General features: G+C 69.1%; 23 protein-coding genes and 1 tRNA gene. 10 read left to right on the top strand and 14 right to left on the bottom strand.

Features of this window, described 5'->3' with window-relative positions:
* Window positions 1-10 precede the first annotated feature (10 nt).
* Entirely contained in the window at window positions 11-925 is a 915-nt protein-coding gene (locus HUA78_RS24365; RefSeq protein WP_174460163.1) for a S1C family serine protease, read from the top strand.
* A 166-nt stretch (window positions 926-1091) separates the two neighbouring features.
* Complete coding sequence (locus HUA78_RS24360) at window positions 1092-1535, top strand: type II secretion system protein GspG (protein WP_174460164.1); 444 nt, start codon at window positions 1092-1094, stop codon at window positions 1533-1535.
* Here HUA78_RS24360 and HUA78_RS24355 read toward each other — a convergent pair.
* Entirely contained in the window at window positions 1532-1825 is a 294-nt protein-coding gene (locus HUA78_RS24355; protein ID WP_174460165.1) for a UBP-type zinc finger domain-containing protein, read from the bottom strand. The genes HUA78_RS24360 and HUA78_RS24355 overlap by 4 nt on opposite strands.
* Window positions 1826-1992: 167 nt before the next feature.
* Between HUA78_RS24355 and HUA78_RS24350 the strand changes: the two genes are divergently transcribed.
* On the top strand, window positions 1993-3486 hold the full coding sequence (locus HUA78_RS24350; protein ID WP_174460166.1) for an MFS transporter: 1494 nt from the start codon (window positions 1993-1995) through the stop codon (window positions 3484-3486).
* On the opposite strand, the gene HUA78_RS24345 is transcribed toward HUA78_RS24350, so the two are convergent.
* The 6 genes from HUA78_RS24345 to HUA78_RS24320 all read right to left on the bottom strand — a co-directional run bounded on the left by HUA78_RS24345 (window position 3474) and on the right by HUA78_RS24320 (window position 11387).
* On the bottom strand, window positions 3474-5744 hold the full coding sequence (locus HUA78_RS24345) for a zinc-dependent metalloprotease (protein ID WP_254623875.1): 2271 nt from the start codon (window positions 5742-5744) through the stop codon (window positions 3474-3476). The genes HUA78_RS24350 and HUA78_RS24345 overlap by 13 nt on opposite strands.
* 305 nt (window positions 5745-6049) lie before the next feature.
* Entirely contained in the window at window positions 6050-6631 is a 582-nt protein-coding gene (locus tag HUA78_RS24340) for a thioredoxin family protein (protein ID WP_174459055.1), read from the bottom strand.
* A gap of 46 nt (window positions 6632-6677) precedes the next feature.
* Window positions 6678-8990 (bottom strand): protein-disulfide reductase DsbD, encoded by a 2313-nt coding sequence (locus HUA78_RS24335; RefSeq protein WP_174477267.1) that lies wholly within the window; start codon window positions 8988-8990, stop codon window positions 6678-6680.
* Window positions 8991-9198: 208 nt separating this feature from the next.
* Window positions 9199-10452 carry a VWA domain-containing protein gene (locus tag HUA78_RS24330; RefSeq protein WP_174459053.1) on the bottom strand — a complete coding sequence of 418 codons (1254 nt, stop codon included), beginning with the start codon at window positions 10450-10452 and terminating at the stop codon, window positions 9199-9201.
* A gap of 220 nt (window positions 10453-10672) precedes the next feature.
* Window positions 10673-10996 carry a hypothetical protein gene (locus tag HUA78_RS24325; RefSeq protein ID WP_174459052.1) on the bottom strand — a complete coding sequence of 108 codons (324 nt, stop codon included), beginning with the start codon at window positions 10994-10996 and terminating at the stop codon, window positions 10673-10675.
* Between the two features lie 226 nt (window positions 10997-11222).
* On the bottom strand, window positions 11223-11387 hold the full coding sequence (locus tag HUA78_RS24320) for a hypothetical protein (RefSeq protein ID WP_174477266.1): 165 nt from the start codon (window positions 11385-11387) through the stop codon (window positions 11223-11225).
* Window positions 11388-11962: 575 nt separating this feature from the next.
* On the opposite strand from HUA78_RS24320, the gene HUA78_RS24315 reads away from it, so the two are divergent.
* Entirely contained in the window at window positions 11963-14176 is a 2214-nt protein-coding gene (locus tag HUA78_RS24315; protein WP_141641122.1) for a (Fe-S)-binding protein, read from the top strand.
* A 71-nt stretch (window positions 14177-14247) separates the two neighbouring features.
* Here HUA78_RS24315 and HUA78_RS24310 read toward each other — a convergent pair whose 3' ends face one another.
* The 7 genes from HUA78_RS24310 to HUA78_RS24280 form a co-directional block, all read right to left on the bottom strand.
* The gene (locus HUA78_RS24310) at window positions 14248-14802 is read right to left on the bottom strand and encodes a DUF2378 family protein (RefSeq protein WP_174460172.1); all 555 of its coding nucleotides are present in this window, start codon (window positions 14800-14802) and stop codon (window positions 14248-14250) included.
* A gap of 116 nt (window positions 14803-14918) precedes the next feature.
* Window positions 14919-15395, bottom strand: a complete 477-nt coding sequence (locus HUA78_RS24305; RefSeq protein WP_174460173.1) for an ankyrin repeat domain-containing protein — start codon at window positions 15393-15395, stop codon at window positions 14919-14921.
* Between the two features lie 72 nt (window positions 15396-15467).
* Window positions 15468-16442, bottom strand: coding sequence for a PD40 domain-containing protein (locus tag HUA78_RS24300; protein WP_174477265.1), 975 nt, complete (start codon window positions 16440-16442; stop codon window positions 15468-15470).
* Window positions 16443-16552: 110 nt separating this feature from the next.
* On the bottom strand, window positions 16553-17080 hold the full coding sequence (locus HUA78_RS24295; RefSeq protein ID WP_141641118.1) for a non-proteolytic archaemetzincin-like protein: 528 nt from the start codon (window positions 17078-17080) through the stop codon (window positions 16553-16555).
* 66 nt (window positions 17081-17146) lie between these two features.
* Window positions 17147-17217 (bottom strand) — tRNA-Gln (locus tag HUA78_RS24290).
* A 232-nt stretch (window positions 17218-17449) separates the two neighbouring features.
* On the bottom strand, window positions 17450-18607 hold the full coding sequence (locus HUA78_RS24285; RefSeq protein ID WP_141641117.1) for an RtcB family protein: 1158 nt from the start codon (window positions 18605-18607) through the stop codon (window positions 17450-17452).
* Window positions 18604-19032, bottom strand: coding sequence for a ribosome-binding factor A (locus tag HUA78_RS24280; RefSeq protein WP_254623865.1), 429 nt, complete (start codon window positions 19030-19032; stop codon window positions 18604-18606). Before HUA78_RS24280 ends, HUA78_RS24285 begins: the two co-directional genes overlap by 4 nt.
* A 646-nt stretch (window positions 19033-19678) precedes the next feature.
* Here HUA78_RS24280 and HUA78_RS24275 point away from each other — a divergent pair.
* The 6 genes from HUA78_RS24275 to HUA78_RS24250 all read left to right on the top strand — a co-directional run bounded on the left by HUA78_RS24275 (window position 19679) and on the right by HUA78_RS24250 (window position 25305).
* On the top strand, window positions 19679-21070 hold the full coding sequence (locus HUA78_RS24275) for an NAD(P)/FAD-dependent oxidoreductase (RefSeq protein ID WP_174477263.1): 1392 nt from the start codon (window positions 19679-19681) through the stop codon (window positions 21068-21070).
* Between the two features lie 491 nt (window positions 21071-21561).
* Window positions 21562-22824: a glycosyltransferase family 87 protein gene (locus HUA78_RS24270; protein WP_174460177.1), complete on the top strand. Its 1263-nt coding sequence runs from the start codon at window positions 21562-21564 to the stop codon at window positions 22822-22824.
* A gap of 82 nt (window positions 22825-22906) precedes the next feature.
* Window positions 22907-23680 (top strand): energy transducer TonB, encoded by a 774-nt coding sequence (locus tag HUA78_RS24265; RefSeq protein WP_174477262.1) that lies wholly within the window; start codon window positions 22907-22909, stop codon window positions 23678-23680.
* Window positions 23681-23723: 43 nt separating this feature from the next.
* The gene (locus HUA78_RS24260; protein ID WP_141642072.1) at window positions 23724-24476 is read left to right on the top strand and encodes a MotA/TolQ/ExbB proton channel family protein; all 753 of its coding nucleotides are present in this window, start codon (window positions 23724-23726) and stop codon (window positions 24474-24476) included.
* The gene (locus HUA78_RS24255) at window positions 24460-24864 is read left to right on the top strand and encodes a biopolymer transporter ExbD (protein WP_174459044.1); all 405 of its coding nucleotides are present in this window, start codon (window positions 24460-24462) and stop codon (window positions 24862-24864) included. The genes HUA78_RS24260 and HUA78_RS24255 overlap by 17 nt, the downstream gene beginning before the upstream one ends.
* Window positions 24865-24873: 9 nt before the next feature.
* Window positions 24874-25305 carry a biopolymer transporter ExbD gene (locus tag HUA78_RS24250; RefSeq protein WP_174460178.1) on the top strand — a complete coding sequence of 144 codons (432 nt, stop codon included), beginning with the start codon at window positions 24874-24876 and terminating at the stop codon, window positions 25303-25305.
* Window positions 25306-25529 lie beyond the last annotated feature (224 nt).

Raw genomic sequence — 25529 nt, 5'->3', positions numbered from 1 at the left:
GGGTGACGCGATGAAGTTGCTGCAACAGTTCTCGGACGACCTGGAGACGCTCGTGTCGCGCGCCTCGCCCGCGGTGGTGGGCGTGGAGCACGCCAGGGGCCACGGCACCGGTCTCTTCCTCACGCCGGACGGCTATGTCCTCACCAACCGCCACGTCGTCATGCGGGGCTCTCGCAAGCTGACGGTGCAGCTGTCCAACGGCGAGGAGCTGCGCGGCTCGCTGGTGGGCGGGGACGCGCCCACGGACCTCGCGGTGGTGCGAGCGGAGGGCGGCGACTTCCCCACGCTGCCCCTGGCCGCGCCGGAGACGGTGCGCGTGGGGCAGTTGGTGATGGCGATTGGCAATCCCTTCCGGCTGGAGCAGTCGGTGGCGCTCGGGGTCGTGAGCGCCGTCAATCGCAGCGTCACGCTGCCTGACGGCGTCATCCTGGAGGGCATGCTCCAGACAGACGCGGCCATCAACCCGGGCAACTCCGGCGGGCCGCTCATCAACACGCGAGGCGAGGTGGTGGGGCTCAACACGCTGGTGCTGCCGTACGCGCAGGGCATCGGCTTCGCGGTGAGCGCCACCACGGCGGCGTGGGTGGCCAGCCTGCTCATCCAGCGGGGGAAGGTGGAGCGGCGCTTCCTCGGCATCGCGGCGGTGGCGGTGGACCTGACGCCGGAGCATGCCCGCGACACGGGGCAGCCCCGCGCGGTGCGAATCCTCCGGGTGCAGGACGGGACGCCCGCGGACGACGCGGGGCTCCAGCCGGAGGACCTGCTCTTGGCCATCAACCGTCGCGCCGTGGGCAGCGTGGATGACCTCCAGCGGCTGATGGCCCTGGCCACCGATGAAGAGGTGTCGCTGGACGTGTTGCGCAAGGGACGGCGCAAGCAGGTCTCCGCGCGCACGCGCCCCCGCATCGAGCCCGTGGCGGCGTGAGCGGGACGTGGCTCCGGGTGCATGCGGCCCGGAGCCACGGACGCGCTGTCATTTCGACCCGGGCCCACAAGAGCCCGTGACGGAGTGACAGTCGCCCGTGAGACGCGCGGCGAGACTCCACTCCGGAGACCAGGCAGGCACGCGGCTTGAAGAGTCACGAGCCGCCATGAATGAAACGCTTCCACGCCGCACGCTGCGCCACTCGCTCCGACAGGTCCTTCCCCTCCTGCTGCTTTTCTTGGCGGGGGTGGCGGCCTTCGTGCTGCCACTCTTCTTCTGGATAGTGCTCTCCGAATGTTGGGGCGAGTCGAGACACAGTCGGGCCGAGCTCGACTTGAAGAACATCAAGAGCGCCGTGCGCCTCTACCAGCGCAAGACGGGCCAGTTGCCCACGCATGCCGAAGGGCTCCAACTCCTCGTGGACCATGGGGTACTCGATGAACTGCCCCTCGACCCTTGGGTCAACCCCTACCAGTACACGCTTCGCGGTGCGTGGGTGGAGTTGCGCAGCCTGGGCTCCGACGGCGTGGGTGGTGGCGAGGGCAACGACCAGGATATCGAGCTCACGTTTCCCGTGAGCCCGCCCCCGGAGGACTCGCCCCGTCCCTAGACGCGAGCCGAGCCACCTTGCTCCGGTCTGTCGTCCAGCAGGAGCCGATCCTCGAAGCACCACACCCACGTCTCACCCGGCTCGAACGACTGGATGACGGGGTGCTTCGTCTGATGGAAGTGCTTCGTCGCGTGCTTGTGCTGCGACGAGTCGCAGCACCCGACGTGACCGCACTCCAGGCAGCGCCGGAGGTGGACCCACTGGGCCCCCATCTTCAGACACTCCTCGCAGCCGTCGGTCCTCGCCTCGGGGTTCCCCGCCTGCTTGATGTGCTTGCACTCGGTCGCCATCGTTCGCCTCCCTGATAACCCGTCGCCCGCGGACAGGGTGTGCACGAAGGCCCCGCGCATCCACATGCCGGGCGGCCATGCGGTCAGGCTCTCGCCACCAGGGTGGCCGACACTCGTGGACCGCGAGGAGTGGCGCGACGGAGGCGCACGTCCCACGGTTGAGCCGTATGCCTTCCGACACTTCTTCCGGCGGCGCGTCCGTTTCCTATGCCAGTGCGCGGGGACGCGGCGTGCTGCTCGCGAGCGTGCTCGGCAGTGGCATGGCCTTCCTCGACTCCACCGCCGTCAACGTGGCGCTGCCCGCGCTGGGCCGAGAGCTCAACACGGGGCTGACGGGCCTCCAGTGGGCCGTGGACGCCTACCTGCTCACCCTCGGTTCGCTGGTGCTCACCGGCGGCGCGCTCGGTGATGCCTGGGGACAGCGCCGCGTCTTCTTGCTGGGCGTGGTGGGCTTCACCGCCATGTCCGTGCTGTGCGGCCTGGCGCCGAACGCCTGGACGCTCGCCCTCTTCCGCGCCGCGCAGGGCATGGGCGCGGCGCTGCTGGTGCCCGCGAGCCTGGCGCTCTTGCGGACCTCGTTCCCCGAAGCGGACCGACAGCGCGCGGTGGCCGCATGGGCGGGCCTGTCCGGCGTCACCACCGCGCTGGGGCCGCTGCTGGGAGGCTGGCTGGTGGACGTGGCCTCCTGGCGGCTGGTGTTCTTCCTGAATCTTCCCCTGGCGGCGCTCACCGCCTGGGCCACGCTGCGCCACGTTCCGGACGACCGGCCCACGGGGGATGCGCGCAAGCTGGACCTCGCCGGTTCGGTGACGGCCGCGCTGGGGCTCGGCGGCGTCATCTACGCGCTCATCGAAGGGCCCGCGCATGGCTGGTCCGTGGCCCCCGTGCTCGCCGCGGTGTTCGGCGCGGCGATGCTGGCCGCCTTCCTCGTCATCGAGTCACGCGCGCGAAACCCGATGTTGCCGTTGGGGCTGTTCCGTTCGCGGACCTTCTCTGGCGCCAACCTCACGACGCTGACGGTGTACTTCGCGCTGGGCGGCGTGGGCTTCCTGCTCATCCTCGCGCTGCAACAACAGCTCGGGTACTCGGCGCTCGCGGCGGGAGCGTCGCTGCTGCCCATCACCGTGATGCTGCTGTTGTTCTCACCGGTGGTGGGGAGGCTCGCGGGACGCATCGGCGCACGGCCCTTGATGACGGCGGGGCCGCTGCTGGCGGGCGTGGGCATGGCGCTGCTCACGCTCATCCACCGGGATGGAAGCTACGTGGGCACGGTGCTGCCGGGGGTGCTCGTGCTGGGCCTGGGGTTGAGTCTCACGGTGGGGCCGCTGACGGCGGTGGTGCTCGGCGCGGTGGAGGACCGGCACGCGGGCATCGCCTCGGGGGTGAACAACGCCGTGGCGCGAATCGCCGGACTCCTGGCGGTGGCACTGCTGCCGCTCCTGGGAGGACTCGCGAACAAGACGGGGGACGCGTTCCTCGCGGGGACACGTGAAGCGCTGTGGGTGTCCGCGGGCCTGTGCGTGCTGGGCGCGCTGTGCTCGTTCCTGCTGTTGCCCCGGGATGTCGGCCGGGTGAAGCGCGAGCCCTCGAGACCGAGCCCGCGCTCCACCGCGCCTCCAGGCTCACGCCCGGGTCTTCAGTTCCGGAGTCAGCGGAAGTAGGGCGAGCGGGCCACTTCGATGCGGCCCAGCAGCTCCATCGTCCCCAGTCGCTCCTCGCCGCTGAGCGTGGGCAGTCGCGCCGTCAGCTCCGTGTGCACCTCCTGCAACACGCCATAGGCCGCGAGCGTCTGGTGCGCCTTCAGGAGATTCACCATGACCCGGCGCACGGGGAAGGTGCGCACGCCGTCCACGTTCAGCAGGATGCCGCGCACGTCCGCGAGCAGGGCCTGCGTATACGCAGGGGTGGCCGGCGGCGGCTTCACCGCATGGGGCTGCCCGACGCGTGTGTCCAGATAGAGGAAGCTGAGGATGCGGCGGGCCAGGTCATTGGCACGGACCGCGTACGCCGCACCTTCGCCCGAGGGAATCTGGAGGGGTGGCCGCACCTGCTCCATGAGGACGTCGTAGGCCTGGGCCTGTCCGCTCGCGTCCCCGCCCCTGACGAAGGAGTCCAGCGCCTGGAGGCTCGCGCGGAAATCGACGCCGACGGGCGCGCCACGCAGCACCTGCTCCGCCAGGGTCCGCATGTTGGGCATATGAAAACGCGTCAACGGGTCGTCATAGCGGTCGTAGTGGACACAAGCAGGCTCCGCCCAGGCCAGGACGTCACTGTCCGTACAGAACAGGTCCGTGGGCAGCGCCGTGGACAGTCCATAGAGGTAGCGCACCGCCGCCACGTCGTACGTGCCGGGCGCCTGCACGTGAATGGTGTCGGGCATGGCGGAGTAGTCCATGACGGTGCTCGAGCGCGGCGTTTGGGGCGTGCCGTCGTACACCCGCGACCCATTGAAGTTGTGTCGCAGGCCCAGCGTGTGACCGACCTCGTGCAGCATGATGTAGGTGAGGTAGCGCTCCACCTTCTGCTTCACGGTGAGGGCGGGTCCTTCGGAGCGGTCCTCCTCGGACGACAGTCGGGCGGAGAAGCCAGATGGGAGGGACGCCGCGTCCAGCTCACAGGAGGGCTCGCGGGTGAGCCCGACCCAGTACAACCTGGGCCTCGGGCTCTCGTCACGCGCGCTGGCCGAGGAGAAAGCCGTCAGCTCTCCCGCGAAGAAGGCCTCGGCATCGTGAATCATGGCGGCGCTGATCATGACGGTGGCCCTTCGGACCTCGCCCGTATTGGGATTCGAGCTGAAGTCAGCGATGGCCAGATGGGCGTGGACCTTCGGGTCGAGGACAGCGAAGTTCTTGTCGTCCTCTCCGATGTCCATGCTGCTGTCACCCAGCACGGCCTCGAAGACCTTGAAGCCGAACGCCGCGTTCCAACCCTCGATGCCTCGCTTCACGGCGCCCACCACGTCCGCACCCCGGTAGCGGGGGTCCTCGTTCAGTTCCAGGAAGTTGGGGGTGATGTAGAAGCGGATGGGTTTCATCCCCGGCCGGATGTTCCACTTGATGGCATTCAACGCCAGCTCGCCCGTGTTGGGGATGAAGCGGCCCTCGCTGCGGAAGTAGTGCCGCGGCTCCGGTGCTGGCATCTCCGTGAAGCCCTCACCTTCCTTGTACTTGCGCAGCGCCATGGCCAGCGTGCCCGAGGCGCGAAAGCCGTTGCGCTCCAGGGAGTCGCTCCGGTCGTCGAAGACGTCCGTGAAGCCCGTGAAGACCTGTTCGTACTGGACGCCGTCCGAGAGACGCCGAAAGCGCTGGGAGAAGAGCAGCTCCATCCGGAAGTCGATGGCCCCGGGCGCATACCAGTGGTCTCCGAGGATGCCGACACGGTTGAGCCCCGCCGCCGGGTCGATGAGCACGTACTGGTCCGAGCCTGGCAAGCGGTTGAACGGGGCGTGGTCCGTGACGATGGGATACGCCTCCACCAACGAGTCCGGCTTGAAGATGTCGTTGCGAGTCAACCCGTCGCGGGCGTCGAAGGCGTAGAGCTTGCCGTTCTGCTCCTGGAAGCGAATCACGCGGGGAATGAGATTCGCGGGGAGGCCGTAGTACTCCGGGTCGAAGTTGAGCTGTCGAAGCGTGGCGGACAGGAACCAGCGCTGCTTCAGCTCGCTCTTTCGGATGGCGAGGTAGAACGTCCGCCCCGTCGCGTCCACCACGCCGTCGAGCTTCTGCGTCACCTGCGTGTGCTGCTCGGACGTGAGCTCGCGAGGGACTTCGACGAAGTCTTCGCCCAGGACAATGGCGGCTCCGGGGGCCTCGGGCGCGTCGCTCGTGTTCTGGGGTTCACTGCATCCGACACCCAACATCGCGACCAGGGCCAGCGCCCCCATCCAGGAACGCCGAGTCGAGAAGTGTTGTTTCCGCATCACGATGTCTCTCCACACCGGGAGAAGGAGTCGAGACACGTCAGGCCACAGGACACGGCGCGACGCCCCTGCTCCGTCCCCCGGCGGTCCCGGGCAAGGTCGCACCTTCATTGCCACGGTCATCGAGTTGCAATCCATGCGAGAGACCTCCTCGCCGGACATGCTTGCTCCCCGGCCCGTGGACTTTGCGGTCCTTCCACCGTGCTGCTACCCGCGCGCGGGCGCGCGACTCCAGAAGCACGAAGGGCCCCCTTCCCAGTAGGAAGAGAGCCCTTGTCACCGCATGGATGCGTTCGTCGTGCGCGCTAGCTCTTGTACTTCACCGAGCAGCCATACGGCGTGGTGGTGGCGGCGGGAACGGGCTTGCCGTTGAGCACCGCGTCCACGGTCGTCTGCACGTGGTTGACCTTCTTGTCGCTCTTGCCGCGCGGGTCATCGTCGATGGCGCCCGCGTAGCGGACCACGCCCTCCGCGTCGATGATGTACATGTGCGGCGTCGTCTTGGCGCCGTACGTCTTGCCCGTCGCGCCGCTGGCGTCCTGGAGCACGGGGTACGTGAAGCCCTCTGTCTTCTTCCACGTGGCGGACTTCTCCGGCGTGTTGTGCGCCGTCGAGTCCACCGCCAGCCACACCACCTTCTTGGCGTCGAAGCCCTTCAGGGTGTTGGCCATCGTGTCCGCCTCATAGTGGCGCTTCACGAAGGGGCACTCGGGGTTGGTCCACTCCAGCACCACCACCTTGCCCTTGTACTGCGACAGCGAATGCTCCTTGCCCGCCTCGTCCTTCAGCGTGAAGGCCGGGGCCGGCTTGCCGACCTCCGCGTCCGCGAAAGCGGGGACACCCACGAGTACCGAACCGAGCGCGAGAGCGGTGAAGACCTGCTTCATGGCATTCCTCCTGATTGGGCACTGCTTGACTGCGGATGACTGCGTTTCAAGGCCGAGGGAATCCAGCGGCGCAGAGGACCTTCGAGCCGTCCTGCCGGCGCAGCGGCGAGCACTCCGACGCACGCTTCACCGAGTCCACCACCGCATCCACCGTCAACAACTCCTGCAGCACCTCCGGCTTGTCCGGCGCGCCGGGGCTCAGCACCAGGTACATGGGCACGCCCGCGCGGCCATGGTCCGCCAGCCGCGCGGTGATGCGCGCGTCGCGGCGCGTCCAGTCCGCCACGAAGAACGCCACGTGGTGCTCCGTGAAGGCCGCGCGCACCTCCTCGCGAGCCAGCACGGTGCGCTCGTTGAACTTGCAGGTGAGGCACCAGTCCGCGGTGAAGTCGATGAACACCGGCTGCCCCGCCGCCAGCGCGGAGGCCACCGCCTCGTCGCTCCAAGGCTGCGCCTGCCCCACCGTGGTTGACGCGCGCGCCGCCGGAGCAGCCTCCTCGAAGCGCAGCGCCGCCACGCCCGAGCCCACCAGCACCAGCGCCGCCACCGCCAGCGTGCCCCACCGGCGCCCGCCCTCCTGGAGCTGCGACTGGCCATACACCCACGTGCCCAGTCCCACCGCGACGAGGAAGGCCAACAGCCGCGCCATGCCGTCCACGCCGGCAAGCCCCCCCATCACCCAGACGAGCCACACCGTGGTGCCCAGCAGCGCGAAGCCCAGCACCTGCTTGAAGCGCTCCATCCACGCGCCCGGCTTCGGCAGCTTCTGCGCGAGCCCCGGCACCAGCACCAACAGACAGAAGGGCAGCGCCAGGCCCAGGCCCAGCGCGGTGAAGACGGCGAGCACCGTGAGCGGGCCCGCCGCGAAGGCGAAGCCCACCGCCGTGCCGAGCAGCGGCGCCGAGCACGGAGTCGCCAGCACCACCGCGAGCACGCCCTCACCCGCGCTGTGCATCAGGCCGTGGCTCTGGTCCACCTTGCCCGCGAGCGCGGTGCCATCCAGGCCCACGTTGAAGACACCAAAAAGGTTGAGGGCGAACGCCACCAACACCGCGCTCACCGCCGCGACGAAGAGCGGCTCCTGGAACTGGAAGCCCCAGCCCACACCCGCGCCGCCCGCGCGCACCGCCAGCACCGCGCCCGCGAGCGCCAGCATACTGGCGACGATTCCGCCCGCGTACGCCGCCGCGTGCGCGCCCACCCGGCCCTGCTCCTGGCGCACCATGCGCGTGAAGCCGTACGCCTTGAGCGCCAGCACGGGGAACACGCACGGCATCAGGTTGAGCAGCGCACCGCCCAGGAACGCGAACAAGAGCGCCATGCCCAGCCCCATCGACGACTCCGGGGGCGCGGCCGTCGCGGCGCTCGCCACCGGCTTCACGGCCGCGAGCGAGTCCTTGATGGAGGGCGCCTTCGCCACGACAGGCGTCGGCGCCGCACCCACGGCGGCCACGAAGGGCGCCATTGGCACGTCGACTTCCAGCGCCTGATAACCCGTGGCCTCGGTCCCCAGGCGCAACACGCCCTTGAGTCGAGGCTCCGCCTTCGGTGCATCCGGCTCCGCCTTGCCCTTCAGCGCGAAGCGCCCCGGGGCCGTCTGCGTGAGCGTCACCTTGTCCAGGCCGGGGATGCGCTCGGGAACGAAGGCGTCCTTCTCCGCCGTGGGCACCGCGCCACCGCCGGACTTCGCCACCGTGACGGTGCCGGTGAACTCCTGGCCCGCGGTGAGCTGCTTCACATCCAGCGCGAGCGCGGCGGTGTGGCCGGTGTCCGCCACCGGGCGAGGAACGCGCGCCTTCGCCGCGTCGAACGTCGGCGTGGTCTCCGCGTCCGCGAGCGTCGTCGGCCCCACGGGGATGGAGCGCGTGAGCATCAGGTCCGCGGGGATGCAGTGCACCTCGCACACCAACGCGTTCACCGCGGCCGACAGGTTGAGCGTGCCGACAGCCTGCTCGGAAGCGCGCGCCTCCGCGAAGAGGAGCACCTCGCCGTCATAGCCGTGGGTGACGATGAAGCCGTCGGGCGTGCGGAAGGTGCTCGGGAAGGGCCACTGGAGCGCGCCCACCGTGGAGCCGGGTGTGTCCCACGCGACGTCCGTCTCCAGGCCGGAGTCACCCGGGTTCTTCCAGTAGATGTGCCAACCCGGGTCCAACCGGAAGCGCACGCCCACGCGATAGGTGTCGCCCGGCTTCACCTGGGTGGCATCCACCAGCAGCGCGGCCTCCAAGCGCGGATCGCCCTCGTCGGGCGCGCCCGTGGCCACCGCGGACGGAGGCAGCGCCGCCTGCGCCACCGCCGCCACCAGCCACATGCCGATACCGCCCACCAGGGCGAGCCTCTTGGACACCGAGTGCTTCATGCGTCTCCCGTTAACCCACCCGAAGCCAGGTCGCCAGCATCCGACGGGCCCCGCTTCCGAGGGAGAACCTTCCAGGCGGGGGGACATTCCCCGCGCCCGCCCGCATCCGGGGCGTGCGACGGGGCAGGAAACATCCCGGGTGACGCGGCGTGGACAGAAGGACCCGCTCCGTCGGGGCGGGCGACCGGGCAGCCAGGCCAGGAGCAGCTCAGTCCTCCGACTTCCAGGGGGCCAGGGCGGGCAGCGGGAGCGCCGGACCCACGCGGCTCAAGGTGACGCGGGAGACCTCGGAGTGGGCGCGGCGCATCACCAGCGCCTGGGGTTGCGCGGCGCGGCGCTCGACGATGCGGCGCAGGTCCGCCAGTCGCTCCATGTGGCGTTGCGGTGGGACTTCCAGCGAGCCCAGTCGCGCGAGCTTGTAGAGGGCGAGGTCGGCGGTCTCCAGCGCCTGCTCCGCGGCCCCCTGGTTGCGGCGGCCCAGGGCCTTCCAGGCGGAGGCCTCGGCGGCCACCAGCTCCAGCTCCGCCGACACCGCGCGCACGAAGCGGCCCTGGTCGCTGTCGGGCAGCACGCGCGCCACGGGGACGGGCATGCGCCGCGTGTCCGTGCCCTCCAGGTAGGAGGTCGTCACGCCCAGGTTCCACTCGGCCGCGTCCAGCCTGCCGGAGAAGAGGACCCGACGCGGGAAGGACTGCGACACCGCGCCGAGCGACGCACTCATCGCGTCGCCTTCGACACGGGAGGAGTAGCGGTGACGGCAGCGCAGCTCCGAGAAGCCCGAGGGCAGCACGTACACGCGCGCGTCCGAGCCCACCTCGCCGAACAGCTCCGCGGACATCGTGCCCACCGCCAGCGGAAGGCCCTCCGGGTCATCCACGTGGACGAAGCCGGTACCGGACGGTCCCGTGAGGGCTTCCAGGATGTCGGGCAGGTAGTGCCGGCCCAATCCCAGCGCGTGCAGGACGACGCCGGACTCCACGACACGCGCGCCCAGCGTCTTGAAGTCGGAGAGCTGGGAGGGGCCGACGGACGGCTCGCCATCCGTGAGCATCAGCACCTGGGGGCGCGCACCTGGGACGAGCACGCGGCGCACAGCCTCCGCGCCCCGCTCGATGGCCTCGTGCAGCGCGGTGCCCTCACCGGACTCCAGGCGCGACAGCGCCTTGAGGAACTGGGCCTTGGCGGAAGCATCCATCGCGCGCACGGGCAGCAGTTGCTCCGGCTCCGCGTCGAAAGTGAGGAGGCCCAGGTAGTCGCGAGGGCTGGCGCGCTCCACCAGGGATTGCGCGGCCTGCACCGCGGCGAGCAGCGGGACGCCGCGCATGGACGCGCTGCGGTCCAACACGAGGTTCGCCGTCACGGGAGCCCGGGGCGCGTCCGCGTCCGCTTCCAGCGTGACGAGCAGCAACACTTCCCGGCCGTGCTCCGCGTCGCGCTCCACTGCCAAGGCCGTCTGCTTCATCCGTGCTCCCGCGCGCTCTCACGAGACATTCTGCCGCGAACCGCCCCGTGAAAGACGACGTCCCTCACGACCGGAAGTCTCATGGGCCACAACACCAATGGCATGGATCCTCACGGAAAGGCTTCCACGTCGAGGATGTGGGCAGACACACCCCGGAATCAAGAGGGGGCCAGGCCGCCACACCCGGCGGCGGGGTAGGTCCTGACCGCGTCGGGAGCGATTACCGGGACACGCCGCACGCCGCGCAGTGCCGGGCCTCGGGCGTCCGCAGGGGCTTGCCGCAGTGCGCACAAGCCGGCCCATACTGACTCAGCCGGTGGTGCATCACCGCGTTGGCGTTCGTCTCGTGGAACCCGGTGAGCCGCTCGTACTCCTCACGCACGGGCCGGAACCGCTCCTCGATGGAGCGCCGCTCCCCGCTCCGCACTTCCGCCGGGCTCCGTGGAGAAAACGCCGCCCGGTACAGTCCGGCCACGCGCGCGAACTCCTCCTCGTCGAGCATCGGCACATCCAGCTTGCAGCGCCAGCACCACAGCACCTTCATCCGGGCCTCCCGCCCTCCTCGCGCGCACGCGGCAGCTTCGCGCACCACGCCAGGGCGCACGCAACGACGTCAGCAAGAAGGAGGAGATGACGGCCGCCCCGAACACCCAGGCGTCACCGAGAGACCACCGGCCCGGGAGCCACCCACTGAGGGAGCCACCGCACGAGCCGAACCACCGGTTACAAAGAAGCGCCCCCGCGCATCCACCGGCCGCGGGGGCCGCGAATCAGTCGGCCGCGCTCCAGCCGCCCCACGACTCATCCCCATAGCCCCACATCCGGCCGCCGGGAGCCCCATCCACGGGAGTCACGGACTCGCTCTCACCATCTTCCGCGAGGTCCACATACGGCAGCCCTTCATCGTCCATGTAGGTGGTGTCATCGTGAACCATGTCCGACTCCTTTGGGCGCTCCGCTTCAGGGAAGGTGGACGGCCTTTCGGCTCGCCTCCTTGTGGGCGCCCCCCTGTTCGGTCCGCGTGGGTCCGCACGATGCGGTGCCCGGCTTGCGACTCGTTGACCGATTTACCAACCATGGTGCTCATGTCGCTTCGCGTTGTAAAGCCCTTGGGGAGTCAAAGTTCCGACCCCTGCTTCGACCCCACGTCTACTCGCCTGCCCTCCAACCTTCGCCCCAATTATTTCAGCAGGTTGAGGAGGCGTTGACTGACAGACAGCGTGCGAGGCCGTCGTACAAGGTAGGTCGGCCTGGCGTCGGATGGAACCACACAGCAGTCAACACTTCGCCATTTTCAAGGCGGTAGGCTGCCAGTGCGGGTGTCAGTAAATCGGTGTAGCGGGCAAGCTTGCTCGCTCGTGGCGCCACTCCGTGCTTCAGTCCCGGACACCTCGCCCGCTCAGCGCTTGATTCGAGAATCACCCCTGTTAGGGTTGACGGGCACTCAAGTTTTGCCGCGTCGCGGCAACGGGCCTTCCGCCGCGTCCCCCCAGAGGTCCTCCGAGTCCCAATGAGTCCCATCATCACCGGCCTATTGCTTGCCATCGCCGTTCCCATCTTCGTGATGACCATGTCCGGTCGCGTGGGCGTGTTGCTCGCGATGAAGAAGGAGCGGCGGCTCGACAACATCCCGCTGCGCATCAAGCGGCTCGTGCTCTTCGGGCTCGGGCAGAAGCGCATGGTCGACCCGGAGGAGTTCACCCCGGGTTTGATGCACGTGCTCATCTACGCGGCGTTCATGGTGCTGCAGGTGCGCACCATCATGATGTTCGCGATGGGCTTCTCGTCCGGCGCGCTGGAGTTGTTCACCGACCTGAGCCACCCCTTCTGGCTGGACAACACGGTGCTGCTGGGCGCCTACCGTGGCTATCTGCTGATCAAGGACGTGGTGGCGGCCCTGGCCCTGGTGGGCTGCGGCTACTACGTGTGGACGCGCTGGAAGGTGAAGCCGGACCGCATGTCGCAGTCCTGGGAGGCGTACCTCATCCTGGGCTTCATCTCCGGGTTGATGGTCTCCGAGTTCCTGTTCGGCGGCAGCCACATGGTGGCGGCGCACGCGGCGGCGCAGCAGGTGCCGATGGGCGCCACGCAGGTGCCCGCGGCCCCGTCCGCGCTGGTGTGGTGGGAGCCGTTCACCAGCCTGGTCGGCATGGCGATGATGCCCCTGGGCTCCACGGCCGCGCACGTGCTGGGCATTGGAGGCTTCTGGACCCACCTCATCATCGTCCTGGCGTTCCTGAACTTCCTGCCCATCGGCAAGCACTTCCACATCATCACCGGCCTGCCCAACGTCTTCTTCCAGCGCACCCACTCCACCGGCAAGCTGCCCACGCCCAATCTGGAGAAGGAAGAGTTCGGCACCGCCACGGTGAGGGACCTCACGTGGAAGCAGGGCCTGGATTTGTACTCCTGCACGGAGTGCGGTCGCTGCCAGACGCACTGCCCCACGTACATCACCGGCAAGCCGCTCACGCACAAGGCCGTCAACCAGGACCTGAAGCATTGGATCTGGGACCACGAGCAGTGGGCGGAGGAGGGCTACAGCCCCAACCGCATCAAGGAGCCCCTGCCGGAAATCGTCGGCGGCGCGCTGAGCTCCGAGACGGTCTGGGCCTGTACCAGCTGCGGGTGGTGCGAGCAGGCGTGTCCGGTGTTCATCGAGAACGTGCCGCGCCTCATCGACATGCGCCGCTACCAGGTGCAGGTGAAGGCGGACTTCCCGCCCGAAATCCAGCGCGTGTTCGAAGGCATGGAGCGCCAGGGCAACCCCTGGGGCCTGGGCCAGGACCGTCGCGACGAGTGGGCCGAAGATTTGGCGCTGCCCACGTGGGGTGACGAAGGCGGCCCGTACGAGTACCTGTTCTTCGTGGGCTGCGCGGGCAGCTACGACGACAAGCAGAAGAAGGTCAGCCGCTCGCTGGTGAAAATCATGCGGGAGGCGGGCGTGAGCTTCGCCACGCTGTCCAAGCAGGAGATGTGCAACGGCGACTCCGCGCGCCGCATGGGCAACGAGTACCTGTACCAGACGATGGCGAAGACGAACGTCGAGTCGTGGAACTCGATGGGCGTCAAGGCGGTCATCACCCAGTGCCCGCACTGCTTCAACACCATCAAGAACGAGTACCCGGAGTTCGGCGGCGAGTACCGCGTCATCAATCACACGGAGCTCATCAACGAGCTGTTGCGCGACAAGCGCATCAAGCTGTCCGCGGTGATGAACACCAAGCTGACGTACCACGACCCCTGCTACCTGGGCCGGCACAACGGCGTGTATGACGCGCCTCGCGAAGTGCTCAAGGCCATCCCCGGGCTGGAAGTCGTGGAGATGCAGCGCAGCAAGCGCGAGGGCTTCTGCTGCGGCGCCGGTGGCGGCCGCATGTGGATGGAGGAGCACATCGGCACGCGCATCAACCACAACCGGTTGAACGAAGTCGCGCTGACGCTCAAGCACGCCGAGGACCCGACCACGCCGTTCCCCGACGCCGCGGACAGGAAGAAGCCGGGCCTGGTGGGCGACTACAAGGAGAAGGGCGGCACGGGCATCGTCGCCGTCGCGTGTCCCTTCTGCTCGACGATGCTCGGCGACGCGGTCAACGACACCGGCCGCGAGGGGAACATCAAGGTCAAGGACATCACCGAGTTGGTCGCCGACGCGATGGAGGTCCGCAGCGGCGCGGCCGGTGGCGTGGCTCCCGGCGCGACGTTGAGCGCCAAGCCGGAGTAGCGGCTCGGGAAGCAGACACTGGGCCCGGAGGCTTCCACCGTGAAGCCCCGGGCCTTCGTCGTTTCAGGCGCTCACTTCACCCACTCCAGCAGGTACGTGCAGGAGGAGCCCTCGCGCACGAGCACGGAGACTCGGGGCTCCTTCGCGCCCGAGAGGGTGAGCAGGAACTCCAGGACGCCGACGTAGTAGATGGGCCTGTCGTTGATGTCGCTGAGCCACAGCTCGGCGCGCCCCGGCGAGCTGGCCTTCACCAGCGTCTCCACATAGTTGTCCGTGCCGCGAAAGCCCCGGTTGAGCTGGAACAACATGAACTGGGGCCCCAGCGCGCGAGCGCCCACGCCCAGCATCCGGCCGAGCACCGTGGCCAACAGTCCCTCCATCACCGTGTGCCCCAACTGACGCCAGGCCTCATCGAGCGGAAGGTGCGGCCACAAGTCACCCAGCACGATGTGTTGCCAGCGCAGCCACGAGGCCAGGGGATACGTCGGCTGCAGCGGGACGGACAAATCCAACCCCGCCTCACGCAGCAGGCGCCACGCGTCCTCGGACAGACGGTCCTTCAGCGCAATCTGGAAGAGGCCCTGCACCGTCCCGCTGTGGACGATTTTTGGCTCGGACGTCGCCATGCGGTGGCTCCTCTCGGACGGGGGCGGACCATACGTGTGAAGCCTCCCATGCGGTGCGGGGCCGCCCGCGCGTGGAGGGTGGTGAACGCCGCGAGTGTCCGGACACGGACGCGTGCTCAGGGCTTGCGTTGCTTTTCCGAACGCAACACTCGCTCCAACCGCTTCGTGGCCCCGTCATCCCCGAGCTTGCCCGCGACGTACGCACCCGCGGACGCGAGCTTCCGGCGGAAGTCTTCCTTCGGCGGTGTCGCGGCCGGAGAGGCCGTGCCCGGGCCGGTGATGGCATCGGTGCGCAGCAACAGGGGCACCATGGAGCGCTCGTCCTCCGTCGCGCTCTCCCAGAGCGCCGACACGGAGTTCGAGTGGCCATGGGCGGCGGCGATGATGACCGCGGACTCTCCGATGCGGTTCGTAATCGTCGCGTCCGCGCCCGCCTTCAGCAAGAGCTCCACGAGACCTGCGTGTCCCTCCCGCGCCGCCACCATCAGCGGCGTGAGGCCCTCATCATCGAACGGATTGGGGTCCGCGCCCTCGTCGAGCTGGGACTTCAAGGACTCGCGGTCTCCCGCGAGCACGGCATCGAAGAGGGACATGGCAGCCTCCAGCGCGACAGCATCGCGCCTCGGGGGCGCGGATGCCAGGGACCTGGGAGCCTGGGGACAGGCCTACAGCGGGCCGTACGAAGGCTCGGCCGCGCTGGGCACCGCGAGCGTGACGGAGTTGGACGGCGCCGCGCTCACGGTGGAGCGGTAGATGCCCGGGTCCCCACCCGCCGAGTCGGCGAAGAGGAAGCCGACCTGGCTCGCGCCCGTCCACACCGGCCACGTCTCCTGGGCGCTCGCGCCGCCATAGCTGGTGACGCGTCGCAAAGCGCCCAGGCGACCTCCACTCAGGGCTCCCACATAGGTGCGCACGCTGCTCGAGGAGCCGCGCCCGTCCAGCACCACCTGCGAGCCGTCCGGCGACACCGCGACACGGTTGGCCACGGTCACGACGTCATTGCCCAGCGACGAGAAGACGATGGCGCCTCCGGAGACCGGCACGTACGCCACCTGGTTGAGCTGCTGGAGCCCGCTGCCCGTGGGCGCGACGACGGCGGTCCCATTGGGGACGAAGGACGGCGCCCCATAGCCGACGACGGAGTTCGGGGTGAGCTCCTGGAAGCCGCTGCCGTCCGTGTTCACCCGCCCCAGCGACGTGAGGGAGCTGTTGCCAGGGGAGAAGACGAAGACGACGACGCGGCCGTCCGGGCTGAAGGTGGGCGTGCGGAAATTGGTGCAGCCCCGCGCGCAGGCCGCGTCATTCTCGCTGAACAACGTGGCCACGGTGCCACCCGTGGTGGGCACCGTCAGCAGCGAGGTGCCAAGGCCACCGCGCTGGACGAAGACGATGCTGCGACCATCCTTCGACACCGAGGGCCAGTAGGCTCCGCCCGTGCTGGTCAGCCGCTGCGGACTGTTGGGGTCTCCCGCGTCGTCCACCACGAAGACGTTGCGGTCGTCCTCGCGCACGAAGGCAAAGCCCTTGCTGAACCGGACGCCTCCCACGCCGCCGCCGCCGCCATCATCCTCGAACGGCTCGCAGCCACCCAGCAGCCCCACCACCAACAGCCCACCGACGAAATACCGCGTGCCCGTCATCACAATCGCTCCACGTTGCCGGCCCGGTTCAGCGCCCCGCACTACAGGGCGCGCCGGGTCGGACGTCAACGCGTGCGAAGGCATTCACGGGCAAGCCCGCGCGAAGGGGCTCAGCGGTTGAGCTTGGCCAGCTCGTTGCGGCACTGGTTGCAGAGCGACAGCTGCTTGCGGTCGCAGTCCTGCGGGGACTGCGCGAAGAACATCACGCACCGGGGGTCCTCGCAGTAGGACAACCCGAGCAGGTGGCCCGCCTGGTGGGTGACCTCCACCTGGATGCGCCGCCGCAGGTGCTCGCCGTCAGCACCCTGGCGAAGCCTGAACACGCTCACCACCGCCGTGCGGGACTCGCGGTCCGCCTCGCCGAAGACAAAGGGCGAGTCCGGGACGAAGAGGTCCACGTCCGTCACGCCGAGCACCAGGTGCTGACCGGGCTCCATCATCGGCGTGAGCCGACGCATGATGGCGTTGCAGTGGTACTGGGCACGGTCCTTGTTGAAGGCATAGGCCGGCGTCGGGAGCGCCGTCTTCGCCACCACCGAAGCGGTGCCCATCTGTGTGGTCAGTGGGTCCTGGAGGTCTTTCAACAGGGTTGCCGTTGGGCTTCCCACGGAGACCAGCAGGAGCGTCTTCTGCGGCATCGGGCCACCGTCCTTCATGCACACGGACGGACGCGCTGGCTACCGCGTCCCCCCGGAGCGGAATGACTGGGGCGCAAGGATTCGAACCTTGATACTCAGAGTCAAAGTCTGATGTCCTGCCATTAGACGACGCCCCAGCAGGTTCGCACGTGAACTTCTGGCGGCCGATTCTACGGCATCTGGACGGGCTCGGGAACCCACTCTGACGTTGGGATGTGTCGTCTCCCCCTTCCACCCCTCTTCCACGAGGATCAACCCCGGAAAGAACGGGTCCGGACGCGCTGAATTCCACCAGGAGTGAATTGACCACTCCGTGTGTATCGGCGCGAGGGCCCGGAGACGAAGCCCCGGGCCCCCGCGAGGCGGGATTCAGCCCTTGAGGACGGCGATGGGTGTCAGGCGCCGGACGGGAGTGACGAGGTCCGCCTCGTCCTCGAGGACCTCGACGATGTCGCGGTAGGCGGCGGGCGCCTCCTCCACGAGCGCCGCGGCCCGGCGGGAGTCATGCACCACCCTGCGCAGGGCGTGCTCCAGGGCCGAGGGACGGATGCGGGCGCGGGCCTCGGTCCGGGTGAGGACCCGACCGGCTCCGTGGGAGCAGGAGCGGAACGCGCGGGGCTCGGCCCGGCCTTCCACCACATAGGAGGCAGTGCCCATCGAACCGGGAATGAGCCCTTGCCGCCCTGACTCCAGGCCCACCGCGCCCTTGCGGTGGACCCACAGCGCGCGGCCGAAGTGCGTCTCCCCGGCAACGTGGTTGTGGTGGAGGTCCACCGTGGACTCCGGCTCCGGTGAGATGCCCAGCGTCTGGGACAACACCTCCAGGGCCCTCGCGGCCAGCGCGTCGCGGTTCGCTCGGGCGAAGCGACAGGCGAGGTCCAGGTCCGCGAGGCAGGCGGCTCCCTCGGGCGTGTGCAGGCTCAGGCCAGGCAGGCTGCCTTCCCCGAGCGTCTTCGCGACACGCTGGTGATGCTCGCCGATGGCCGCGCCCACGCCGCGAGAGCCGGAGTGCAGGAGCAGCCAGAGGTCCCCTCCCGCGTCCCGGTCCAGTTCGAGGAAGTGGTTGCCACCGCCGAGCGTGCCCAGGTGTCGCGGCGCCAGCCGCTCCCAGGCATGGCGCAGCTTCTGGGTCGAGAGCGGCGGCGCCTCCAGCGCGGACGGAAGAGGAAGGCCGCGACCTCGATGCGTCGCGTCTCCCACCGGGATGACCTGGGACAAGCGGGTGAGCAGCAACTCCAGCGTGTCACGCCCCAGCGACGCGGCGGGATACGCGAAGCGGTAGGCACTCACGCCACAGCCCAGGTCTCCACCGAGGGCACCGGGGACAACGTGGTGCTCGGTGGCGAAGACGGAGCCCACCGCGACGCCGTGCGCGACGTGGACATCCGGCATCGCGGCCACGTGCTCGACGACGTAGGGCTGGGCGGCGAGGTGCCGGAGTTGTTTCTCCGCGCCGGGTGGAAGAGCGCGTGCCCAGACGAGGATGGGCACGGCGCCGGGGGCCGCCGGGAGGATGCGTGGATTCATCGCGCACCTCCTTCGTCATCGCCGTCCTCGTCGAAGGACCCGGGTACTTCGTCCTCGTCTTCGGGGACGGCGGCGTCTGGAGGCTCGGCGGACAACGCCTCCGTCGGGTGCTCGGCCACGCCGATGTAGATGAAGCGCAGTTGAGGCACCCGCTTGAGGTCCAGGTGCTGTGCGAGCTGCGAGCGCAGGTAGCCACTGGCTCGGGCCAGTGCCTCCTGGACTTCACGCGCGGCCGACGCCGCCGCCGGGGTGAGAGTGTAGCCAATGCGGATGAGCCGACCATCCGGTGTGAGTTCGAAGGACGCCGGTGAGACACCTTCGAGTCGAGGGTCGGACAGCTCGCTCCGGAAGAGGAGGGAGACCTCCTGGAACAGGGTGGACTGAACGCGCAGGTGACGCGCGGAGGGAGGTTCGGACGACGACAACGAGAACGACGATGCAGCAGCGCCCTCGCGCCGACGGGACGCGCGGGGACGACGATTCCTGGAAGAAGCCATGAGTGGACGAAGAGTTCCCAGCAGGCCGCGCGTGCGGCGCACACCTCGTGACTCAGCTCACGAGGACGCGTGCGGCACGACGGCCGGAGTGCACGGTGACAAAGGCTTGCGCGCGGTGCTGGTTCGACGAGGACACAACCCTCTCCGACCCACTCATCCTCGAGGGCGGGTGAGGGAGGAACTCAGCGCTCGTAAGACGAGCACGACGCGAAGCGACCCGAGACACCGTTCAATACAGTCCCCATGGCACACCTCCCGCCGCGCTCGGAGTCTCCGGCACGGGCACTCGTGGGTTTCCGACGGGGAGAACGGACGGCGCTCACCGCCTGTCCGCGCACACCGGCGGACGCTGACGAAAATGCCTGGGGACTCCTGACACGCGGGAACGGGGGGCCCTCCTCTCGAGACAAGGCAGGCGTCACCTGGAGGACAGCGCGCACCGTCGAGCCTCCTGGAGAGGGGGCGGATGTCCGGTGGTCGCCACCCCTTCTTTCCACCATCCGACGAGAAGCCTCGCGTGGGATTGGCCCCTTCGCACCTCCCTGCCTACGCAGCAGGGCGCGAGGGCGAACACATGGCGGATGTCTTCGATGTGGTGGTGATTGGTGGTGGGCCCACGGGAGAGAATGCGGGAGCGCGAGCCGCCGCGGCCGGGCTTTCCGTGGCGCTGGTCGAACACGAGCTGCTCGGCGGCGAGTGCTCCTACTGGGCCTGCGTTCCGAGCAAGGCGCTGTTGCGTCCAGCGGAGGCGCTCTGGTTGGCGAAGCACTCGCCGGGGGTGCGAGAGACCATCAAGGGGCCGCTGGTCGCCAGCGCGGTGTTGGAGCACCGCGATGCCATGGTCGGCTACTACAACGACGACTCCCAGGTGAAGTGGGCCGAGGGCGCGAAGCTGACGGTGGTGCGCGGCCACGGCAAGCTCACCGGCCCGCGCAAGGTGCGCGTCGAGGCCAAGGACGGCACCGTGCGCGAGCTGGAGGCGAAACGCGCGGTGGTGCTCGCGACGGGCAGCCGGCCGCGCATCCCGGACATCCAGGGGCTGAAGGAAGCCAGGCCGTGGGACAACCGCGAGGGCACGGGCGCGAAGCAGGTACCCAAGCGACTGCTGGTGCTAGGCGGCGGCGTGGTGGCGGTGGAGCTGGCGCAGGCGTGGCGCTCGCTGGGCTCGGAGGTGACGCTGGTGGAGCGCGGCAAGGCGCTGCTGTCCCGCTTCGAGCCCTTCGTGGGTGAGCAGGTGGCCCAGGCCCTGCGCGACGAAGGCGTGAAGGTGATGCTGAGCACATCCATCACCGGCGTGAGTCGCCCGGGAGGCCAGGGCGAGGTGACGGTGAAGCTCTCGACGGGCGAGGAGCTGAAGGGCGATGCGGTGTTGGTGGGCATGGGCCGCGTGCCGCGCACGGACTCCCTGGGCCTGGAGACGGTGGGGCTGAAGGCCGGCGAGACGGTGCAGGTGGATGACCAGCTCCGCGCGAAGGGCGTGGAGGGTGGCTGGCTCTACGCATGCGGCGATGTGAATGGCCGCAACCTGCTGACGCACATGGGCAAATACCAGGCGCGACTGGTGGGTGACGTCATCGCGGGCAAGAAGGCGAGCGCGTGGGCGGACACGAAGGCGACGCCGCAGGTCATCTTCACGCACCCACAGGTGGCGAGCGTGGGCCTCACGGAGGCGAAGGCCCGTGAAGCGGGGCTGCCCGTGCGCACGGTGCAGTACGACCTGGGCAAGGTGTCGGGTACGTCACTGTTCGGCGAGAAGCTCGGTGGCACGGCGAAGCTGGTGGTGGACGAGAAGCGCCGGGTCATCCTGGGCGCCACCTTCACCGGACCCGAGGTGGGCGAGATGCTTCACGCTGCCACCATCGCCGTCGCGGGTGAGGTGTCGCTCGACACGCTCTGGCATGCCGTGCCGTCGTTCCCCACGATGAGTGAGGTGTGGCTGCGCTTGCTGGAGACGTACGGCCTGTAGCGCGAGCACGTGGGTCGCTGGCGAGTGTGCGGCTCGCCAGCCCCGGCGCGCATGGCGGCATTTGTATGGGATTACCCAATCCCATACAGGCCCCGGGAAGCTTGCTGACCCGGGAGCCCGAGCGTCCCCTCACGATGTCTCCACGTCGGCACGACACGGCCACACCCGCATGTGCCGCCAGGTCAGTGAAACACCTTCCTCCGCGACGACACCACACATCCAGGCACACTCCAGGTGACGACCTCCGCGCCATGTCCGGGCAGGCAGGTAACCCGAGGGGGGAGATCCACCTCGCCACCTCCACACGGAGGCCGTTGCCGGGCAGGGCCCCGGCGTGAAATGGTGAACACCTCCCCCGCCCTCCCCGCCTCCTCGATGCCCGTCGACGCCCCGGGGCCGTGCCGACACCACGGCCTTCTCCGCCCTTCGCCCACACCCCGCGTGAATGGGCCCGTCCACTCCCCTGTCCTCGAACCCGGGAGCCTGGCCCCGTGACGACCTCGTCCCAATCCGCGAGTGCGCTGAGCGACGCTTCCAGCCCCGCGAAGTACACCTCCACGAAGTGGGCCCGCTGGCTCTGGTGGTTGGTGCTCGCGGTGCTGCTCGTCGCCGCCGTCGCCGTCGGTCAGCACCCTCGCCGTGGCGTGGACTTCCGCGTGTATCTCACCGCCGCCGAGCGCTTCATCGAGGGCACGGACCTCTATCGCGTCTCCGACGGCACCATGCCGTTCAAGTACGCGCCCGTCACCACGCCCCTCTTCATCCCCTTCAGCCTCCTTCCCCCGCGCATGGCCGTCGCGCTGTGGAACGTCGGCTCCATCCTCGCGCTCGTGGCCGTGGCCCGCCTCACCCGCCGCTCGCCGCACGGCCCTGGTGAGGCCGCGCCGTGGTCCTGGGCCCCCGCGCTCACCACCATCGCCCTGCTGCCCGCCTTCACCTTCGAGCTGTTCTACGGCCAGGTCGACGTCGTCATGCTGCTGCTCGTCGTCGTCTCCGCGCTCGGCGCCGAGCGCGGCCAGGTGTGGCGTCCGGGCGCGGCCTTCGCGGTGGCCTTCCTCCTCAAGCCCCCCGCCGCGCTCATCGGTCTGTTCTTCCTCTGGCGCCGCCACTGGCGCGTCATCGGCGCCACCGCCGTCTTCGGCGTCGTGCTCTCGCTGCCCACCCTGGCGCGCTATGGCTGGGACGGCACCCTCACCCAGTTCCAGATGTGGAGCGAGACGCTCGCCCGCACCACGCCCCCCTGGGTGCTCAGCACCAATGCGCAGGGCCTGCCCACACTGCTCATCACCCTGTTCCACCCGGGCTCCGTCGCCACGCCGCCCTCGTTCGCCATCACCCTGGCCCAGTTCGTCGCCATCGCCCTGTTCCTCGCGGGCGTGCTGTGGGCGCGGCCGGGCCCCGCGGACCTGCTGGCCCTGTGCTGCCTGGGCGTGACGCTCCTGTCACCGTTGGGCTGGCGCGCCAACTACGTGCTCGCCTGGCCGCTGGTGCGCGCCGCCACCGAGGGCCGCTTCCGCTCCAACCTCACCCTCGTCGGAGTCATTGCCGTCATCGGCACCATGTTCTCCGACAAGGGATTGGGGTTCGACTGGTCTCGCGACGTGCTGCTGATGCGCCCTTTCGCGCTCGTGTACTCCGCGTTGCTGATCGCCATGTTGTGGCAGATCCGCCAACAAGGTGCGCCTCGCGCGATGACGCTCGGTGACACTCTCGCCCGTTTGCCTCGCACCCTGCGTGGCATGCGGGCGCCGTGACGCATCCGTCATCTTCCTGGCCTGAAAGTGTCACGGGGTCCGGACACCCCTGAAACATGGCGTCGCTATATGCGCGTCAGCCATGTTCGAAACGTTCGACAGCGCCTCCGATGTTGCCTCGGCGCGAAGGTTCGCGCTCTCCACCACGGCGTCCGTCGCGGTCTTCGTGCTCATCGGAGTCGCCGTCGTCTCCTTCGCCGGCAAGGTGCGCGAGGTCATCCAGGAGAAGAAGGGCACGGACGTCGTCTTCCGTCCGCCCCCGCCTCCCGTCGTCGAGGTGAAGCCCCCGCCTCCGCCGCCGCCCGCGCCGCCCAAACCCAAGCTGCCTCCCAAGGCCGCGCCTCCCGCGCTCGCCAAGGCGCCGCCTCCCGCGGCCCCCCTCGTCGCGCCCGCGCCCATCGTCGCGCCGACGGTGGTGCCGCTCGACAAGCCTCCCGAGGCCGCCACGGAGACGGTGGCCGCCGCGCCCATCGCCGTGGGCGGCACTGGCGCGCTCGTGCCGGGCGGCCGGGTGGGTGGCACCGGTAGCGGCGAGGGCCTTTCCGCCGGGGGTGGTCGCGCGGCGCCCATCAACCTGCCGGAGTCGGCCACCGCGCCGGAGCCGCTCGAGTCCAACCTCATTCCCGAATACCCCTCCGAGGCCCGCTCCAAGGGTCAGGAGGGCATGGTCATCCTCAAGGGCGTCGTCGAGGTGGATGGCCGCGTCACCCAGCTCAAGGTCATGCGCGGTGAGGAGCCCTTCGCCAGCGCGGCGCTCTCCGCCGTGCGCACGTGGCGCTTCAAGCCCGCCATCGTCGACGGCCGCCCCGCAGCCGTCTTCCGCATCTTCAAGGTTCCGTTCCGTCTCAAGTCGTAGGCCGTCTGACTCACCCGCACCTGCCCCCCAGGAGCACATCGCCATGAACTTCAATCTTCGCGACATCTACAACCACATGGGCGTGTTCGCCCTGGGCATCGCCTGGACGCTGATGCTCTTCGCCGTCGCGTCCCTCGCCGTCTTCTTCGAGCGGCTGTTCGTCTTCTTCCGCTCCCGCGCCACCTCGCGTGCCTTCGCGGCTCGCGCCGGTCAGCTCCTCATGCAGCACCAGCACGAGGCGCTGGTGAAGGAGGCCGAGGGCACCAAGGGCAGCCACCTGGCCGTGCTGCTCGGCGGCGGAATGAAGGCGTTCCTCGCGAAGTCGAAGCAGCCCGCGGGCAAGCTTGGCCCGGTGGAGCTCACCCGCCGCGAGCTGGTGCGCATCAATGACCGTGTCAGCGCGGACGTGCGGCGCGGCATGTCGCTGCTCGCCACGGTGGGCTCGGTGGCGCCGTTCGTCGGACTGCTCGGCACCGTGGTCGGCATCATCGAGGCCTTCGCCGGCATCGCCAAGGAGGGCTCCGGCGGCCTGGGCGCGGTGTCCGCCGGCATCGCCGAGGCGCTCGTCGTCACCGCGCTGGGCCTGCTCGTCGCCATCCCCGCGGTGCTGATGTTCAACTTCCTCTCCACTCGCGCGGACGCGCTCCAGCTCTCGCTGGATGCCGCGCGCAGCGAGCTGATGGACCACCTGGAGGACATGCCGGCCGACAAGCGCGGCGGCGTGAACAACGGCGCGGTGGCCACCGGTCCGGAGACCGTGGCGCGCCGGGAGGGGCTCGATGTCCGCCCGGCGTAGCAGCATCACCCCGGAGATGAACGTCACGCCGCTGGTCGACGTGGTGCTCGTCCTCCTCATCATCTTCATGGTCGTCACGCCCCAAATCGAGTCGGGCGCGTCCGTGGAGCTGCCCGCCGCGACGAACCCGGACAAGGAGAACAAGGAGCTGGAGCCGACGACGGTGAGCCTGGCCGCCAACGGCGCCATCTTCATGGACCGCAAGGAGCTCAAGAAGGACGCGCTGCTCGTGGAGCTGAAGGCGCTGCGCGAGAAGAAGCCGGACTCGCCGGTGGTGCTGAAGGCGGACCGGGGCGTGCGCTACTCCGAGGTGCGTGGCGTCTTCAAGAGCATGCAGGACCTGGGCTTCCCGGGCATCAACCTGCAGGTCATCGACAGGAAGAAGTAGGAGCGCGCCATGGCATTCGACCTCGGAGGCGGCAAAGCGGGCGGCCTTCGCCCGACGATGAACGTGACGCCACTGGTGGACGTGGTGCTCGTGCTGCTCATCATCTTCATGGTCGTCACCCCGCTGCTGACCAAGCAGATGTGGATGACGGTGCCCGCGAAGAGCGACAAGCAGGACGAGCCACCTCCCCCTCCGCCCGACGCATTGCCACCGGTGGTGCTCACGGTGGACGGCTCAGGCGTGCTGCGCATCAACCGGGAAGAAGTCCCGCGCGAGCAGGTCGTCGCGCGACTGCAGCGCATGCTCAACGCGCGCCCGGACAAGATCGTGTTCTTCGACGCGGGCGACGACGTGCCTTACGGCGCCGCCATGGAAGTGCTGGACCTCGCCCGGGGAGGAAATCTCACCGTGGGCGTGCTGCCGGACAAGCTCGCGGACTGAAGTGTCCGCCTGGCGGCGGGTCGTGACCTCGAGTTTTCGATCCGCCGCCTGAATCGTCACAAGCCATCCATTCCAATGCCATGCGACTCGCGTTGTTTACAGCGCGACCGTTGGCAAGGAGAGCCGTGTTGTCTCGCGCAAGCCTTCAGCGCGCCCTCGTGGCAGCGCTCATACTCATCACCTCGCCCGGGCTCGCCCTCGGTCAAACCCCTTCCCTTCCTGGC

It is taken from the genome of Myxococcus sp. CA033 (genome assembly GCF_013336625.1).
In the GTDB taxonomy this organism is placed as follows: domain Bacteria; phylum Myxococcota; class Myxococcia; order Myxococcales; family Myxococcaceae; genus Myxococcus; species Myxococcus llanfairpwllgwyngyllgogerychwyrndrobwllllantysiliogogogochensis.
The sequence above is the reverse complement of the archived record's forward strand: the minus strand, read 5'-3'. Positions and strand labels throughout refer to the sequence as shown.